The sequence below is a fragment of the Xanthomonas sp. 1678 genome (assembly GCF_031455575.1).
Classification (GTDB): domain Bacteria; phylum Pseudomonadota; class Gammaproteobacteria; order Xanthomonadales; family Xanthomonadaceae; genus Xanthomonas_A.
Genome location: NZ_JAVDSZ010000002.1, coordinates 472,882 through 487,202, shown reverse-complemented (window position 1 = coordinate 487,202; position 14,321 = coordinate 472,882). Strand labels below are relative to the sequence as shown.

Here is a 14,321-nt window from a genome sequence, read left to right as displayed (position 1 = left end):
TTTTGCCAATCCCGAATCCCCGCTTTCCACAGCCGCACGGCTGGTCATCCCCAATCCCGGCTCCACTGACAGGTCGATGACAGCTACGCCGCACTAGGCTGCAGCCACGCTGGCCCGCGGCCTTCCGCTGCAGGCTACCGACTCATCGACGCGCTGCGCGCACCTGGGAGGGTACGTGGACCTGAAGAAACTGAGCCTGTGCGGCGCTTGCGCCTGCGCCCTGCTGTCCCTGCCCGCATTGGCGCGGGCCGCCGATGGCGACGACGACGGCCCGGTCACCGCCGAACTCGGCGGCCGCCTGCACTGGGACTTCGCCCAGTTCGACAACGACGGCCGCGGCACGCCCAATCCCGACGACACCGAGATCCGCCGCCTGTGGCTCGACGTCTCCGGCAAGTTCTTCGGCTTCGGCTACAAGGTCGAAGGCGATTTTGCGGGGCTGCAGGACGATTTCAACAGCAAGGGCATCGAGGCCAAGGACGTCTACCTCACCCGCAAGTTCGAGGCCGGCACGCTGAGCGTCGGCCAGTTCAAGCAGTACTTCTCGCTGGACGACCGCACCGGCTCCAACTTCGGCCAGTTCCTGGAGCGCAGCGGCGCGGCCAGCACGCTGGCGCCGCTGTACCGCAAGGCGGTGTCGTGGCAGGCGGCCGGCAAGGACTACACCTGGGCCGCCAGCGTCTACAGCCTGGAGAGCATCGACGTCTCCAACATCAAGGGCGATGCGTTCGGCGGCCGCGGCACCTGGGCGCCGGGCGCGCGCGACGGCGACGTGCTGCACCTGGGCCTGTCGCTGGCGCACGAGCGCTACGACCACCCCGGCGCCAACGGCGCGCCCGCCCTGAGCATCCGCCCGCGCCCGGCCGGGCACCTGTCCGACGACAGCCGCATCACCCTGGCGCGCTTCGCCGACGGCCGCGATACCGACGTGGACAAGTGGTCGCTGGAATACGCGCAGGTGCGTGGCCCGCTGTCGTGGCAGGGCGAATTCAGCGGCGGCCTGTTCGACGACGGTGCGCAGCGTGCGCAGGTGATGTCCGCCTACGGCTTCGTCAGCTGGTTCGCCACCGGCGAATCGCGCCGCTACGACAGCAAGACCGGACGCTTCACCCGCATCGCGCAGGTCAACAACCCGCGCGGCGCATTCGAACTGGCGCTGCGCTACGACCGCATGTGGGGCACGCAGCACCTGGACGGCCAGGCGGATTTCCTCGACGCCTCCACCGCCTCGTGGACCCTGGCCGGCAACTGGTATCTCAAGCCGAACCTGCGGCTGATGCTGAACCTGATCGACAGCCGCAATCGCGACCATCTGGCGGGGGCCACGCTTGATCACACTCGGGCGATTACTGGGCGGTTTCAGTATGACTTCTGAGTGGGGAGGCCGGGACCAGGGACCGGGGACCGGGGACCCGGAAAAGCGCGACATCGCGATTTGAAGCTCTACCGACTTCCGTTCTTCGGGTCCCTGGTCCCCGGTCCCCGGTCCCGCCGCCCCTTTTCCGTACCACTCCAAGGAAACTCCCCCATGCTGACCGCGCTCGGTTTCGGAATGGTCCTCACCTTCATGTACCTGATCATGAGCAAGCGGCTGTCGCCGCTGGTCGCCCTGATCATCGTGCCGATCGTGTTCGCGCTGGCCGGCGGTTTCGGCACCGGCATCAACGAGATGATGCTGGAAGGGATCAAGAAGATCGCGCCGACCGGCGTGATGCTGATGTTCGCGATCCTGTACTTCGGGGTGATGATCGACGCCGGCCTGTTCGATCCGCTGGTGCGGCGCATCCTGCGCCTGGTCAAGGGCGATCCGATGAAGATCGTGGTCGGCACCGCGGTGCTGGCGCTGCTGATCTCGCTCGACGGCGACGGCTCCACCACCTACATGATCACCGTCTCGGCGATGCTGCCGCTGTACCGGCGCATCGGCATGAACGCGCTGAACATGACCTGCGTGACCATCCTCGCCGGCGGGGTGATGAACCTGACCCCGTGGGGCGGGCCGACCGCGCGCGCGGCCACCGCACTGCACGTGGACCCGGCCGACGTGTTCGTGCCGCTGGTGCCGGCGATGGCGCTGGCGATCGCCGGCATCCTGGTGCTGGCGTGGTACCTGGGCATGCAGGAACGGCGCCGCCTCGGCGTGGCCGCACTGCCGGGCGACAGCTGGATGGACAGCAGCGTGGCCGACGACGGCGATGCGCTGCCGACCGTGGAGGACGCCGAGGACATCAAGCGGCCGAAGCTGCTGTGGGTGAACCTGGCGCTGACCCTGGCGCTGATGGCGGCGCTGGTGATCGGCGTGCTGCCGATGCCGGTGCTGTTCATGATCGGCTTCGCGCTGGCGCTGCTGATCAACTATCCGAACCTGGCCGAGCAGCGCCGGCGCCTGGTCAATCATGCCGGCAACGTGCTGTCGGTGGTGTCGCTGATCTTCGCCGCCGGCGTGTTCACCGGCATCCTGTCCAACACCGGCATGGTCGAGGCGATGTCGCGCAGCTTCCTGGCGGTGATCCCCGACGCGTGGGGTCCGTACCTGGCGGTGATTACCGCGCTGGCCAGCATGCCCTTCACCTTCTTCATGTCCAACGACGCCTTCTATTTCGGCGTGCTGCCGATCCTGTCCGAGGCCGCCAGCCACTACGGCATCACCCCGGTGGAAATGGCCCGCGCCTCGCTGGCCGGACAGCCGGTGCACCTGCTCAGCCCGCTGGTGCCGTCGACCTATCTGCTGGTCGGTCTGGCCAAGGTCGACTTCGCCGACCACCAGCGTTTTACCTTGAAGTGGGCGGTGTTGGTTTCTCTGCTCCTGATGGGCGGGAGTCTGTTGTTCGCGTTGTATCCGTTGGCTGCTTGAGCAGCCGGGACCAGGGACCGGGGACCCGGGACCCGAAGAACGGAAGTCGGTAGAGCCTCAGATCGCTGCGCTGCGCTTTGCCGGGTCCCCGGTCCCCGGTCCCTGGTCCCGCCTCCAACCCACAACCCACAGAGGTTCCAGATGACCCTAAGAATCGCCTACGTCACCAGCGGCATGGGCAGCATCGGTACCGCGATCTGCCAGAAGCTGGCCCGCAACGGGCATACCGTGGTCGCCGGTTGCGGCCCCAATTCGCCGCGCAAGGCGGCGTGGCTGCGCGAGCAGCGCGAATTGGGCTTCGACTTCATCGCCTCCGAAGGCAATGCCACCGACTGGGACTCCACCGTCGCCGCGTTCGCCAAGGTCAAGGCCGAGGTCGGCGCGATCGACGTGCTGGTCAACAACGCCGGCGGCAGCCGCGACACGCTGTTCCGGCAGATGAGCCGCGAGGACTGGCAGGCGGTGATCGCCAGCAATCTCAACTCGCTGTTCAACATCACCAAGCAGGTGGTGGACGGCATGACCACGCGCGGCTGGGGACGCATCGTCAACATCGGCGCGGTCAGCGCGCAGAAGGGCCAGATCGGGCAGATCAACTACGCCACCGCCAAGGCGGCGATGCAGGGTTTCAGCCGCGCGCTGGCGCAGGAAGTGGCCTCGCGCGGGGTCACCGTCAACACGGTGTCGCCCGGCTATATCGCCAGCGCCGCGATCAGCAGCTTCCCGCCGGACGTGCTCGACCGCCTGGCGACCTCGGTGCCGCTGCGCCGGCTCGGCAAGCCCGAGGAAGTGGCCGCGCTGTGCGGCTGGCTGGCCTCCGACGAGGCCGCCTACGTCACTGGCGCCGACTACGCGGTCAATGGCGGCCTGCACATGGGCTAGCGGCGGAACCGCCAAGCGCGCGAACAGGCAGGCGCGCGTGGCAGCGTTCGTCGCGTCGAACGGCTGCGCATCGAGCGTGGCCCTCCGAACCGATCGAACACCAAGCACGGGAGCGCCTTCGGCCGGGACAGGCATTGCCGGTAGAGCCGTCGCGACTGAAGTCGCTCCCACAACAACGGCATGCTGCGATCCGCAGCGCCGCAGCGGCGATCGTACCGGTGGACACGTTCGTTCCGACGGCCGCCGCTGCCGACCGCCGCAGGCTCGCCTAATTCGCCAGCAACCCCAACAACGCCTTGGCCGCGTCCTCGGACGAGGCCGGGTTCTGGCCGGTGACCAGGGTGCCGTCCACTACCACGTGCACGCCCCAGTCGGCGCCCTTCTCGTACAGGCCGCCCAGCCGCTGGAACTCGTCCTCGATCAGGAACGGCACAACATCGGTCAGCCCGACCGCAGCTTCTTCGCCATTGGTGAAACCGGTGACGCGGCGGCCCGCGACCAGCGGCTTGCCCTCGGCCGTCGTGACCCGGCGCAGCGCGCCCGGCGCATGGCAGACGAAGCCGATCGGCTTGCCGGCGCGCTCGAACGCCTCGATCAGCGCGATCGAGGTGCGGTCCTCGGCCAGATCCCACAGCGGGCCATGGCCGCCGGGATAGAACACGCCGTCATAGTCGGCCATCCGCACGTCGGCCAGCGGCCGCGTGTTCGCCAACTGCTGCTGCGCCGCCGGGTCGCCCTTGAAGCGCTGCGTGGCGGCGGTCTGCGCGTCGGCGGCGTCGCTCTTCGGGTCCAGCGGCGGTTGCCCGCCCTTGGGCGAGGCCAGGGTGATCTCGGCGCCGGCCTCCTGGAACACGTAATACGGCGCGGCGAATTCCTCCAGCCAGAAGCCGGTCTTGTGGCCGGTGTCGCCGAGGCGGTCGTGCGAGGTCAGCACCATCAGGATCTTCATGCGGGATGTCCTTTTTGCGGGGAACGGTGGCCGTGCGCAGGCAGGCCGGGCGCGCAGTATCGGCATGGCCGCATTCGCGGCGGGTGAGCGCGACGCGGCGGCGTTCAGGCGCCGGTGGCGTCGTCCAATTGATCCATGCGGATGCGGTTGGCGAACAGCGAGAACGCCAGCATGCCGGCCAACCCGCTCGCACGCGCCACCCAGTCCGGCAGCCAGCGCGGCGGCGCCAGCACCCCGGCCTCGAACAGCGGCGCGAACGCAGCCACGTCCTCCAGCGCCATCTTGCCGGCGAACAGCCAGCGACACAGCGGCAGGCGGTCGCGCTGCAGGGCCTGGCGGAAGAATGTGTGCACCGATACCAGCCCGCGCAGGTACACGGTGTCCTTGGTGAATGCGGCGCCGCCGGTGGTGGGCACGCCGCGGAACACGCGCTGCGCGAGGGAGAAGCTCTCCGCCGGCGACTGCCCGGCCGCTTCGAAATAGCGGAACACCTCGATGAAGTCGGCGCCGCCACGCGCCAGCGCGATCGCCTCGATGCGCAGGCTGATCCGCTTCATCCGCGCGATGTCGATGCTGCCGGTGATCTGCTCGGCGAAGGTCGCCAGCCCTTCCTGGGTCGCGGTGACCCGCGGCGAGGACAGCGCCAGGCTCGGCAGGTGCACCTGCTCGCGGCCGTTGAGCGCGGTCAGCGAATGCACCAGCGCCTCATGGTGGAACAGCTGCGCACGGTCGTAGTCGCTGAACGAGGCGCCGGAGCGCAGGCGGATGCGGTGCGCGCCGGCCGCGGCCTTGGCCAGCAGTTCCGGATCCAGTTCCACCGCGATCACCCGCGCGCCGAAGAACGCGTCCAGATCCTGCTGCAGCAGCAGGCGCAAGGCGCTGGCCGAGACCGGCACCTGCTCTTCGGCCGACAGCAGTTCGCGGTCCAGTTCCTGCGCGATACGGATGAAGTGGCCGGCGGCATCACGCGTGGTCGGGCCATGCCCGGGCATCGAATCCTCGGGCGCGCCGAACAGCTGCGCCGAATACGTGCCCACTGCCGGCGTGCCCAGCGATTCCAGCAACGCAGCGGCCAGATCCCAGCTGTGCGCCGAGGCCTGCAGATAGGCGCCGAGCGGATGCGCCGGATCGGCGGCCTGGGCGATCGCGGCCAGCTCGCGGCGCGTGTCGGCGAACTCCAGCCGCGGATACTGCACCTGCGGCAGCTGCGGCCGGCCGCGCGCCACGCTGTCCAGGAACGGCGCCTGCAGCGCCGCCGGCCAGCTCGCCAGCGCGAGCAGGCGGATCCCGCGCACCGCCTTGACCAGGCGTGCATCCAGCGCGGCGTGATGGAGGATGTCGGCAGGCTGCGCGTTCATCGCGAGCGTGGCGGTGGCGGGACGCCGCGCGTCAGCGGCGCTGGTTGCGCGGCGGCGGACGCTTGCCGCCGGGCTTGCCGGAGGCCGGCCTGCCGGACCTGGCCGCATCCGCATTCTGCGCCTGGCGCTGCGCCAGCTTGCTGGCGGCGCCGGCGACCTCCTCGCGCAGCTTCATGTAGTTGGCCAGCCGCGCCTCGTCGATCTCGCCACTCTCGATCGCCGCCTGCACCGCGCATCCCGGCTCGGCCTGGTGCGCGCAATCGTTGAAGCGGCACTGCGCCGCCAGCGCCTCGATGTCGGCGAACCCGCCCTCGGCCAGGTCCTCCTCGCCGGTGGGCTTGAGCTCGCGCATGCCCGGCGTGTCGATCAGGCAGGCCCCCGACGGCAGCGGCAGCAACGCCCGATGCGTGGTGGTGTGGCGGCCGCGCGAATCGTTCTCGCGCACCGCCGCGGTGCGCATCTTCTGCACGCCGAGCAAGGTGTTGGTGAGGGTGGACTTGCCGGCGCCGGATGAGCCGACCAGCACCGCGGTGCGCCCGGCCCCCAGCCACGGCCGCAGCGCCGCCACGCTGTCCACGTCCTTGGCGTTGACGGTCAGCAACGGAATGTTCTGCGCCGCCAGTTCCTCCAGCACCGCCAATGCATCGTCGGCGTATTCGGTGAGATCGGCCTTGGTCAGGATCACCACCGGCTCGGCGCCACCGCCGCCGACCAGCAGCAGATAGCGCTCGATGCGCCGCGGATTGAAGTCCGCATCCAGCCCGCAGACGATGAACACCGTATCGATGTTGGCCGCGATCACCTGCTGGTGATAGTGCTCCCCGGCCGCACCGCGCTTGATCGCGGTGCGCCGCGGCAGCAGCGCCACGATGCGCTTGTCGTCCTCCAGCAGCACCCAGTCGCCGACCGCCGCGCGCTCGTGGCTGGGGAAGCGCGGCCGCTGCCATTCCGGCAAGGATTCGACCTTGAACCCGGTCTCCACCGCATCGGCCACCACGTAGCCGGTGCGGTGCTGCTCGCTGACCCGCACCGGCCGTGCCAGCGGGTGCGCGGCCATCGCCGCCAGCCAGGCCGGTTCTTCCGGCATGCCGGGCCAGGGCCAGCCGATGGGGCGCAACGCGTCGAAGTCGATCTGGGGGGAAGTCATGGGCGGATTCTAGACGGTGCCGGCCCTGGCCCGGCCGTCATGTCACATTTCCGCTACCATGCCGGTTCCACGCCCCCACCGGCCAATGCAATGCCCACGCCCCCGATCAAGCCGCTCGCGATCCGCGAACGCCTGTCCGAAGTCCGCTACGAGATCCGGGGCGAACTGGCGCGGCGAGCCCGGGAGCTGGAGGCGCAGGGGCGCAAGCTGATCAAGCTCAACATCGGCAATCCCGGCGCGTTCGGGTTCCGCGCGCCGGAACACCTGCAGCGCGCGATCGCCGACGACATGGGCCGTACCGACCCCTATACCCACCAGCAGGGCCTGCCGGAGGCGCGCGAGGCGATCGCCGCGGCCTATGCGCGGCGCCAGCACCCGGACGCGCACCCGGACCGGATCTTCATCGGCAACGGCGTCAGCGAGCTGATCGACCTGTCGCTGCGCGCGCTGCTCAATCCCGGCGACGAAGTGCTGGTGCCCTCGCCCGACTACCCGCTGTGGTCGGCCGCGACCATCCTCAACGACGGCCGCCCGGTGTACTACCGCTGCGCGCCGGAGAACGGCTTCCAGCCCGATCCGGTGGAGATCGAGACCCTGGTGTCCTCGCGCACCCGCGCCATCGTGCTGATCAACCCGAACAATCCCAGCGGCGCCAGCTATTCGCGCGAGCTGCTGGAGAAGATCGTGGCGATCGCGGCCAAGCACAACCTGCTGCTGATGGTCGACGAGATCTACGACCAGGTGCTGTACGACGGCGCCGATTTCGTGCCGGTCGCGCCGCTGGCCGGCGAGCATCCGTGCATCAGCTTCGGCGGCCTGAGCAAGGTGCACCGCGCCTGCGGCTGGCGGGTGGGCTGGGCGCTGCTGTCCGGCGCCGCCGAGCGCATCACCGAATTCCGCAACGCCATGGACCTGCTCGGCGCGCTGCGCCTGTGCGCCAACGTGCCGGGCCAGTACGCGATCGACGCCGCGGTCAACGGCCCGGACACCATCTCGCCGCTGTGCGCGCCGGGCGGGCGCCTGTACGAGACCCGCCGCGCGGTGATAGAGGCCTGCGCGGCCAGCGAGCACCTGTCGCTGGTGCAGCCGGCCGGTGCGCTGTACGCGTTCCCGGCGGTGGTCGGCGCGGCCGCGCGCAGCTTCGACGATCACGATTTCGCGCTGGAACTGATGAACGACGAGGGCGTGCTGGTGGTGCCCGGTTCCAGCTTCAACGTGCCCTACCGCCACCATTTCCGGGTGACCCTGCTGCCGGAAGCGGCGGTGATGCGCGAAGTGTTCGCGCGCATCGACCGGGTGCTGGCGCGCCGCGCCGAGGCGGCGACCAAGGTAGTGCCGCTGAAGCCGCGCAGTGCGGCTGTGGGGCGGTGAATCGGGAATGGGGAATCGGGAATGGGCAAAGCGTGAGGCGGTACTGCGATTCCCGGTGCCGCTGATCCGGTCGCCTTCGCTGCCGTCCAGATGAGCCAGGCCAGCGTCGCCACGTTCCACCATGCCCCGCTGCGCTACCTGGCGCTGGGCGATTCCTACACGATCGGCGAAGGTGTCGCCGAGAGCGGGCGCTGGCCGCTGCAACTGGCCGCGGCGCTGCGCCAGGACGGCCTCGCCATCGCCGATCCGCAGATCGTCGCCACCACCGGCTGGACCACCGACGAACTCGATGCCGGCATCGACGCCGCTGCGCCGCAGGGTCCGTTCGCGCTGGTCACGCTGCTGATCGGGGTCAACAACCAGTACCGCGGGCGCCCGCTCGACGAGTACCGCGAACAGTTCGCCGCACTGCTGCAACGCGCCATCGGCTTTGCCGATGGCCAGCCGCGACGGGTACTGGCGGTGTCGATTCCGGACTGGGGCGTGACCTCGTTCGCGCAGCCGCCCGCACACGATCCGGCCCGCATCGGCGCGCAGATCGATGCGTTCAATGCCGCCGCGCAGGCCTGCTGCCAGGCACGCACGGTGCGCTTCGTCGACATCACCGCGGCCAGCCGCGATGACGGCGGCAGCGCCGCGATGCTCGCCGCCGACGGCCTGCATCCGTCCGCGGCGATGTATGAGCGCTGGACCGCCCTGGTAGTGCCTGCGGCACGCGATGCGTTAGCCTAGCGGAGTACGACGCCCCGCTGCCAAGGACCGACATTGCGCGACGCCAGCACCATCCAGCCCATGACCCGCCCCCAGGCCCTGGCCATCGCCCGCGCCTTCCTGCCGACGCATCCGCTCGGCAACCGCTACGACTACTACTACACCCGCACCAAGCTGCGCACCGATCCGCTCTACCCCGGCGTGCTCGCGGCGCTGCGCGACACCGACGCGCCGGTCCTGGACCTGGGCTGCGGCCTGGGCCTGCTGGCGCATGCGCTGCGCGCCGACGGCCAGCGGCAGCGCTACCACGGGGTGGACATCGACGCCGCCAAGATCCGCCGCGCGATCCGCATCGCCGCGCGCAGCGAACTGCACGGCGCCCACTTCGAGGTGGTCGATCTCGGCCAGGCCTGGCCCGAACACAGCGGCAGCGTCGCGATCCTGGACGTGCTGCAATACCTCGACGCCGCCATGCAGGCCAACCTGATCCGCAGCGTGGCGAAGATGCTCACTCCCGGCGCCAAACTGGTGATCCGCAGCGGCCTTGGCGACACCAGCGGCCGCGGCCGCACCAGCCGCGTCACCGACGTGCTCGCGCATCTGGCCGGCTGGATGCAGGAAGTGCCCAAGTGCTATCCGACCCGCGACAGCCTGGAAGCGCAGCTCGACGCGGCCGGGCTGGGCGCCACGTTCGCGCCGCTGTACGGCAACACCCCGTTCAACAACTGGCTGATCGTGGCCGAGCCGCGCTGACGCGGCTCGCCTCGCATTCCCGCTCGGAACGTCGCAGGGCAGCGTCGCTGGAAGTCACACGGATCGCCGCAGCTAGATGCCTGGGTACGAGAAACGCCACACCTCGGTTGAGCGTCTGCGTTTGCAGCGCAGCCAAGCAGCGCATTCCAAGGCCACTGCCAGCAGTTGCCGCGCACGGCGTCTATACTGCCGCGCCGCCGCTGGCGCATCAGCAGCAACGTGCGGATCCATGGATGGACATGCAGGCCGCAGCGATGTGCAGCGCCTCCCTCTTCCAGCGACCGCGCCGATCTGCCGGGCTCGATGCGCATACCCGATCGCGGCCGTGGCACTGCGTGCCGGCGCGGCAGGCGCAGCGCATGCATACCCTATTCCCTGTCCTGCGCGCAGCGGCGCCGGGACGATCCCGTACTTCCCCGGAGTCCGCATGACCTCCCCGACGCTTCCTCCCTATTCCGGCCTCGGCATCGCATCGTTCGCGGTCAGCCTGATCGCCGCCGCGCTGATGCTCGCGTTGATCGTCGTCTGTGGGGCGCTGGTGTATTCCCAGCCCGGCAGCCTGGACGAGGACACGCCGCTGGCGATGCTGCTCGGCCTGGCACTGATGATCACCATCTTCGCCGAGCTGGCGGCGGCCGCGCTCGGCATCGGCTGCTTCCTCCAGCGCGACCGCAGGAAACTGTACGGTGTGCTCGGCCTGATCTTCGCGATCGCGACCCTGATCGGTGTCGTCGCGCTGATCGTCTTTGGCCAGCTCTACGACGGCTAGCGTCGGCAGGGCGATGCGTTTCACGACATGCCCGAGCGGCGGACGCAAGGGTGCCGCGACCCGCCGCAACCGCAGCGTGCTGCCAGCTAGCTCGGCAGCACGCTGCGGTAGCCGCGTTCGTGCATCGCCTGCAACACGCCTTCCACGATCGCCAGGTTGTGGCCATGCGCCGCGCCCTCGTGCAGCAGCACGATCGCGCCGGGCGTGAGATCGCGCACGATGCGCGCCACGGTGGCGCCGGGGTCGCACTTCACCCCGTCGAAGCCGCGCGCGCTCCAGGCGACCCGGGTCAGGCCATGCGCGCGCAGCGGTGCGGCCACGAATGGATTGGTCATGCCCACCACCGAGCGATACCAGCGCGGCGCGGTGCCGGCGATGGCGCTCAGCGCCTGCTGCGCCTGGCCGATCTCGCGCGCCATGCGCCGCGGGCCCAGCGCCCAGAACCAGGCCTGCGGATGGGTGTGGCTGTGGTTGCCGATGCCGTGGCCGCGGCGCAGGATCTCGCGCACCAGTTGCGGGCGGGCGGCGGCACGTGCGCCGACCAGGAAGAAGGTGGCCTTGGCCTGGTGGCGGTCGAGCAGGTCCAGCAGCGCCGCGGTGTCGTCGGAGGGGCCGTCGTCGATGGTCAGCCACACCTGCGGCGCGCTGCCGGGCAGGCGGCTGAGCACCGGGGCGTACAGCCAGGCCCGCGGCAGGAACACCGGCAGCACGAACGCGGCGTGCGAGGTCAGCAGCGCCGGCAGCCCGATCCGCCAGCCCCAGCCCCACCACAGCCAGGCCACCAGGGCCTGCGAGGCCAGCGCCCAGGCCAGCCAGCGGTAGGGGTGGCGGGGGATGCGATGCAGCGTTTCCGGAACTGTCATGCCCCATGATGCCATGCGGCGTAGAATGGACGGTCCGACTCAGCGACCGAAATCACTGCCATGTCCCTCGATCCCGCCCTGCGTTCCCGCATCGAAACGTTGCTCAGTTCCAATCGCGTCGTGCTGTTCATGAAAGGCCAGCCGAGCATGCCGCAATGCGGCTTTTCCGCCAAGGCGGTGGGCGCGCTGAACGAGCTGGGCGTCGACTTCGCCCACGTCAACGTGCTCGCCGACCAGGACATCCGCGAAGGCATCAAGGCCTACGGCGACTGGCCGACGATCCCGCAGCTGTACGTGGACGGCGAGCTGGTCGGCGGCAGCGACATCATCCTGCAGATGGCCGGCAGCGGCGAGCTGAGCGAATTGCTCGGCGTGCAGGCGCCGGACCGCACCCCGCCGGCGATCACCATCACCGACGCCGCCGCCGAGATGCTGCGCGGCGCGCTGGCCGACGCCCCGGGCGCGACCCTGGCGCTGGCGATCGATGCGCAATTCCAGCCGAACTTCCAGCTGGCCCCGACCGACCCCAACGCCATCGCCGCCGAGTCCAACGGCCTGCGCGTGCAGTTCGACCTGGCCAGCGCGCGCCGCGCCGAAGGCATCACCATCGATTGGGTCGACGATCTGCGCGGCCGCGGCCTGGCGATCGACAACCCGAACGCGCCCAAGCCGGTGCAGGAACTGAGCGTGCGCGACGCCGACGACCAGGTCCGCGCCGGCAGCCTGATCCTGGTCGACGTGCGCCCGCCGGAAGAGCGCGCGATCGCCTCGGTCAACGTGCCGTTCCGCACCCTGGACGGCGACCAGCGCGCGCAGCTGGAAGCGCTGCCGAAGGACACCGCGCTGGCGTTCCTGTGCCACCACGGCGGACGCAGCGCGCAGGCCGCCGAGCAGTTCCGTGCGCTCGGCTTCACCCGCGTGCACAACGTGGTCGGCGGCATCGACGCCTGGGCCGACCAGGTCGACAGCGGCGTGGCCAAGTACTGAACCGGCCACGCGGCGCGACACGGCAGCATGCGGCGGGCGATCGAAGGGTCGCCCGCTTTTTTTGCGACAGCACTTCGCTCTTCAGGGGACACCGACACATGACACGCACACTGCGCTGCACCGCGGCCCTCGTCGCCCTCGCCGCCTTCTCCGCCCGCGCCGCGCCCACCCCGGCGCAGACCACGCCGCCGCCGTCGGTGATCTACGTCGCGCCCGTCGGCGAAGGCGAGACGGTGATGAGCTATGTGCCGGTGCGCAATGCGCCGTCCGACGAGGCCGAGCTGGCGAAGTGGCGCGGGCTGAAGACGCCGATGCGGGTGTTCGACGATGGGAAGCAGGACGGCGTGGCGACGCCGCTGGGCTTCTCGGTCGACGACAACACCATGTGCGGCGGCGACCTGCGCGTGCGCCTGAAGACCGCGCACGGCCCGGTCCTCGACCACGCCGCGCTGCTGGCTACGTTCGACCTCAACCCCGGCCAGCGCTTCACCCGCGGCACCCCCGACGCAGCCCAGCGACGCGCGCTGCTGCAGGTCGTCGGCAACGATCCGTCGGTGCGCAAGCGCTTGCCTGCCGCGGCGCTGAAGCGCCTGTTGGCGCATCTCGCCACCCCGTCCAGCGGCGACACGCCGACGCTGACCGTGATCGCCGACGCCAAGCGTCCGGGCCACGAGGTGGCGCTGGTCACCGCCAGCGTCCACGACGCTGCGCCGGCCTCGGCAGGGGACTCGCCCTACCTGACCTCCATGCTGGCGGTGCTGGAACGCAGCGACGCCGGCTGGCGGCTGCGCAAAAGCATCGCCGACTACGGCTGCGACGATTGCGAGGGCCGCAAGGACGACTACGCGCCGCTGCAGTTCGCCGACATCGACGCCGACGGCAACGTCGACTTCCTGATCCAGCATTCCGGCTACGAAACCTACGGCTTCTGGCTGCTGCACATGGTCGATGGCCAATGGCGCATCGACGACCTGGTCGGCGGCTGCTGAGCGCCTCGGCCGCGCAAACGTTCGGCGCTGCACTGTAGGAGCGGCTTCAGCCGCGACAGGTTCTACCCGAAGAGTCTGTCGCGGCTGAAGCCGCTCCTACAAAAGCGCTGCCACGGCGCGCCGCTCAACCGGCGAAACCGCCCTCGTCCAGGAAGCGCTGTTCTTCCTGCGTCGTGTCCCGCCCCAACGCCGCATTGCGATGCGGGAAGCGGCCGAAGCGCTGGATGATGTCCTCGTGCTGCATGGCCCACTGCAGGCTGTCGGCATCGCCCAGCGCACTGAACAGCTCCACCGCCTCGCGCTGCAGCGCCGGGTCCTCGGCATGCTCGTAGGGCAGGTAGAAGAACATGCGCAGTTCCGGCTCCACCTGCCGGTCGTAGCCGGCCGCCAGCGCGCGGTGCGCGTAGCGCCGCGCCAGGCCATCGGTCGCATAGGCATGCGCGCTGCCGCGGAAGACGTTGCGCGGCACCTGGTCGAGCAACAGCAGCAGCGCCAGTGCGCCCTCGGCGCTGTCCAGCCACGCCGCGTGCTCGCCGCGCGCCGCGGCGTGGTGCGCGTCGAGCAGATGCTGGCGCACGTTCGCGTCGAACGACTCGTTGGCGGCGAACCAGCGTTCGCGGCCGGCACTGCGCCAGAACTCCACAACGTCGCGGGGCGTGGTCTCGGTCATCGCACTTCCATCGGTCGG

General features: G+C 70.0%; 14 protein-coding genes. 9 read left to right on the top strand and 5 right to left on the bottom strand.

The window, feature by feature from the left end; translation table 11 throughout:
- The first annotated feature begins 175 nt into the window (after positions 1–175).
- The 3 genes from J2Y70_RS05215 to phbB all read left to right on the top strand — a co-directional run bounded on the left by J2Y70_RS05215 (position 176) and on the right by phbB (position 3,736).
- Positions 176–1,375, top strand: a complete 1,200-nt coding sequence (locus J2Y70_RS05215) for a porin (protein ID WP_309914171.1) — start codon at positions 176–178, stop codon at positions 1,373–1,375.
- A 153-nt stretch (positions 1,376–1,528) separates the two neighbouring features.
- Positions 1,529–2,854, top strand: coding sequence for a CitMHS family transporter (locus J2Y70_RS05210; protein WP_263395681.1), 1,326 nt, complete (start codon positions 1,529–1,531; stop codon positions 2,852–2,854).
- A gap of 141 nt (positions 2,855–2,995) precedes the next feature.
- Positions 2,996–3,736: an acetoacetyl-CoA reductase gene (gene phbB / locus J2Y70_RS05205; RefSeq protein WP_309914166.1), complete on the top strand. Its 741-nt coding sequence runs from the start codon at positions 2,996–2,998 to the stop codon at positions 3,734–3,736.
- Positions 3,737–4,004: 268 nt separating this feature from the next.
- Here the strand turns inward: phbB and J2Y70_RS05200 are convergent, their stop codons facing one another.
- The 3 genes from J2Y70_RS05200 to rsgA all read right to left on the bottom strand — a co-directional run bounded on the left by J2Y70_RS05200 (position 4,005) and on the right by rsgA (position 7,190).
- Positions 4,005–4,685 (bottom strand): type 1 glutamine amidotransferase domain-containing protein, encoded by a 681-nt coding sequence (locus J2Y70_RS05200; protein WP_309914163.1) that lies wholly within the window; start codon positions 4,683–4,685, stop codon positions 4,005–4,007.
- A gap of 104 nt (positions 4,686–4,789) precedes the next feature.
- Entirely contained in the window at positions 4,790–6,043 is a 1,254-nt protein-coding gene (locus J2Y70_RS05195; RefSeq protein WP_309914160.1) for a flavohemoglobin expression-modulating QEGLA motif protein, read from the bottom strand.
- Positions 6,044–6,074: 31 nt separating this feature from the next.
- Positions 6,075–7,190, bottom strand: coding sequence for a ribosome small subunit-dependent GTPase A (gene rsgA / locus J2Y70_RS05190; protein WP_309914157.1), 1,116 nt, complete (start codon positions 7,188–7,190; stop codon positions 6,075–6,077).
- Positions 7,191–7,280: 90 nt separating this feature from the next.
- Here rsgA and J2Y70_RS05185 point away from each other — a divergent pair, with 90 nt between their 5' ends.
- The 4 genes from J2Y70_RS05185 to J2Y70_RS05170 all read left to right on the top strand — a co-directional run bounded on the left by J2Y70_RS05185 (position 7,281) and on the right by J2Y70_RS05170 (position 10,794).
- Positions 7,281–8,561 carry a pyridoxal phosphate-dependent aminotransferase gene (locus J2Y70_RS05185; RefSeq protein WP_309914154.1) on the top strand — a complete coding sequence of 427 codons (1,281 nt, stop codon included), beginning with the start codon at positions 7,281–7,283 and terminating at the stop codon, positions 8,559–8,561.
- Positions 8,562–8,651: 90 nt separating this feature from the next.
- Entirely contained in the window at positions 8,652–9,293 is a 642-nt protein-coding gene (locus J2Y70_RS05180) for an SGNH/GDSL hydrolase family protein (protein ID WP_309914151.1), read from the top strand.
- A 60-nt stretch (positions 9,294–9,353) separates the two neighbouring features.
- The gene (locus tag J2Y70_RS05175; protein ID WP_309914149.1) at positions 9,354–10,025 is read left to right on the top strand and encodes a methyltransferase domain-containing protein; all 672 of its coding nucleotides are present in this window, start codon (positions 9,354–9,356) and stop codon (positions 10,023–10,025) included.
- Positions 10,026–10,452: 427 nt separating this feature from the next.
- On the top strand, positions 10,453–10,794 hold the full coding sequence (locus J2Y70_RS05170) for a hypothetical protein (RefSeq protein ID WP_309914145.1): 342 nt from the start codon (positions 10,453–10,455) through the stop codon (positions 10,792–10,794).
- A gap of 86 nt (positions 10,795–10,880) precedes the next feature.
- Here the strand turns inward: J2Y70_RS05170 and J2Y70_RS05165 are convergent, their stop codons facing one another.
- On the bottom strand, positions 10,881–11,672 hold the full coding sequence (locus tag J2Y70_RS05165) for a polysaccharide deacetylase family protein (protein WP_309914142.1): 792 nt from the start codon (positions 11,670–11,672) through the stop codon (positions 10,881–10,883).
- 45 nt (positions 11,673–11,717) lie between these two features.
- Between J2Y70_RS05165 and grxD the strand changes: the two genes are divergently transcribed.
- The gene (gene grxD, locus J2Y70_RS05160) at positions 11,718–12,644 is read left to right on the top strand and encodes a Grx4 family monothiol glutaredoxin (protein WP_263395691.1); all 927 of its coding nucleotides are present in this window, start codon (positions 11,718–11,720) and stop codon (positions 12,642–12,644) included.
- Positions 12,645–12,742: 98 nt separating this feature from the next.
- Complete coding sequence (locus tag J2Y70_RS05155) at positions 12,743–13,633, top strand: hypothetical protein (protein WP_309914139.1); 891 nt, start codon at positions 12,743–12,745, stop codon at positions 13,631–13,633.
- Between the two features lie 124 nt (positions 13,634–13,757).
- Here the strand turns inward: J2Y70_RS05155 and J2Y70_RS05150 are convergent, their stop codons facing one another.
- Positions 13,758–14,303, bottom strand: a complete 546-nt coding sequence (locus J2Y70_RS05150; protein WP_309914136.1) for a DUF924 family protein — start codon at positions 14,301–14,303, stop codon at positions 13,758–13,760.
- Positions 14,304–14,321: the final 18 nt, after the last annotated feature.

Excerpts from the sequence above, each read along its gene's own strand:
- J2Y70_RS05200 (WP_309914163.1), bottom strand. The coding sequence starts at position 4,685 with ATGAAGATCCTGATGGTGCTGACCTCGCACGACCGCCTCGGCGACACC.
- J2Y70_RS05150 (WP_309914136.1), bottom strand. The coding sequence starts at position 14,303 with ATGACCGAGACCACGCCCCGCGACGTTGTGGAGTTCTGGCGCAGTGCC.
- grxD (WP_263395691.1), top strand. The coding sequence starts at position 11,718 with ATGTCCCTCGATCCCGCCCTGCGTTCCCGCATCGAAACGTTGCTCAGT.
- J2Y70_RS05195 (WP_309914160.1), bottom strand. The coding sequence starts at position 6,043 with ATGAACGCGCAGCCTGCCGACATCCTCCATCACGCCGCGCTGGATGCA.
- J2Y70_RS05185 (WP_309914154.1), top strand. The coding sequence starts at position 7,281 with ATGCCCACGCCCCCGATCAAGCCGCTCGCGATCCGCGAACGCCTGTCC.
- phbB (WP_309914166.1), top strand. The coding sequence starts at position 2,996 with ATGACCCTAAGAATCGCCTACGTCACCAGCGGCATGGGCAGCATCGGT.
- J2Y70_RS05165 (WP_309914142.1), bottom strand. The coding sequence starts at position 11,672 with ATGGCATCATGGGGCATGACAGTTCCGGAAACGCTGCATCGCATCCCC.
- J2Y70_RS05175 (WP_309914149.1), top strand. The coding sequence starts at position 9,354 with ATGACCCGCCCCCAGGCCCTGGCCATCGCCCGCGCCTTCCTGCCGACG.
- rsgA (WP_309914157.1), bottom strand. The coding sequence starts at position 7,190 with ATGACTTCCCCCCAGATCGACTTCGACGCGTTGCGCCCCATCGGCTGG.
- J2Y70_RS05180 (WP_309914151.1), top strand. The coding sequence starts at position 8,652 with ATGAGCCAGGCCAGCGTCGCCACGTTCCACCATGCCCCGCTGCGCTAC.
- J2Y70_RS05210 (WP_263395681.1), top strand. The coding sequence starts at position 1,529 with ATGCTGACCGCGCTCGGTTTCGGAATGGTCCTCACCTTCATGTACCTG.
- J2Y70_RS05170 (WP_309914145.1), top strand. The coding sequence starts at position 10,453 with ATGACCTCCCCGACGCTTCCTCCCTATTCCGGCCTCGGCATCGCATCG.
- J2Y70_RS05155 (WP_309914139.1), top strand. The coding sequence starts at position 12,743 with ATGACACGCACACTGCGCTGCACCGCGGCCCTCGTCGCCCTCGCCGCC.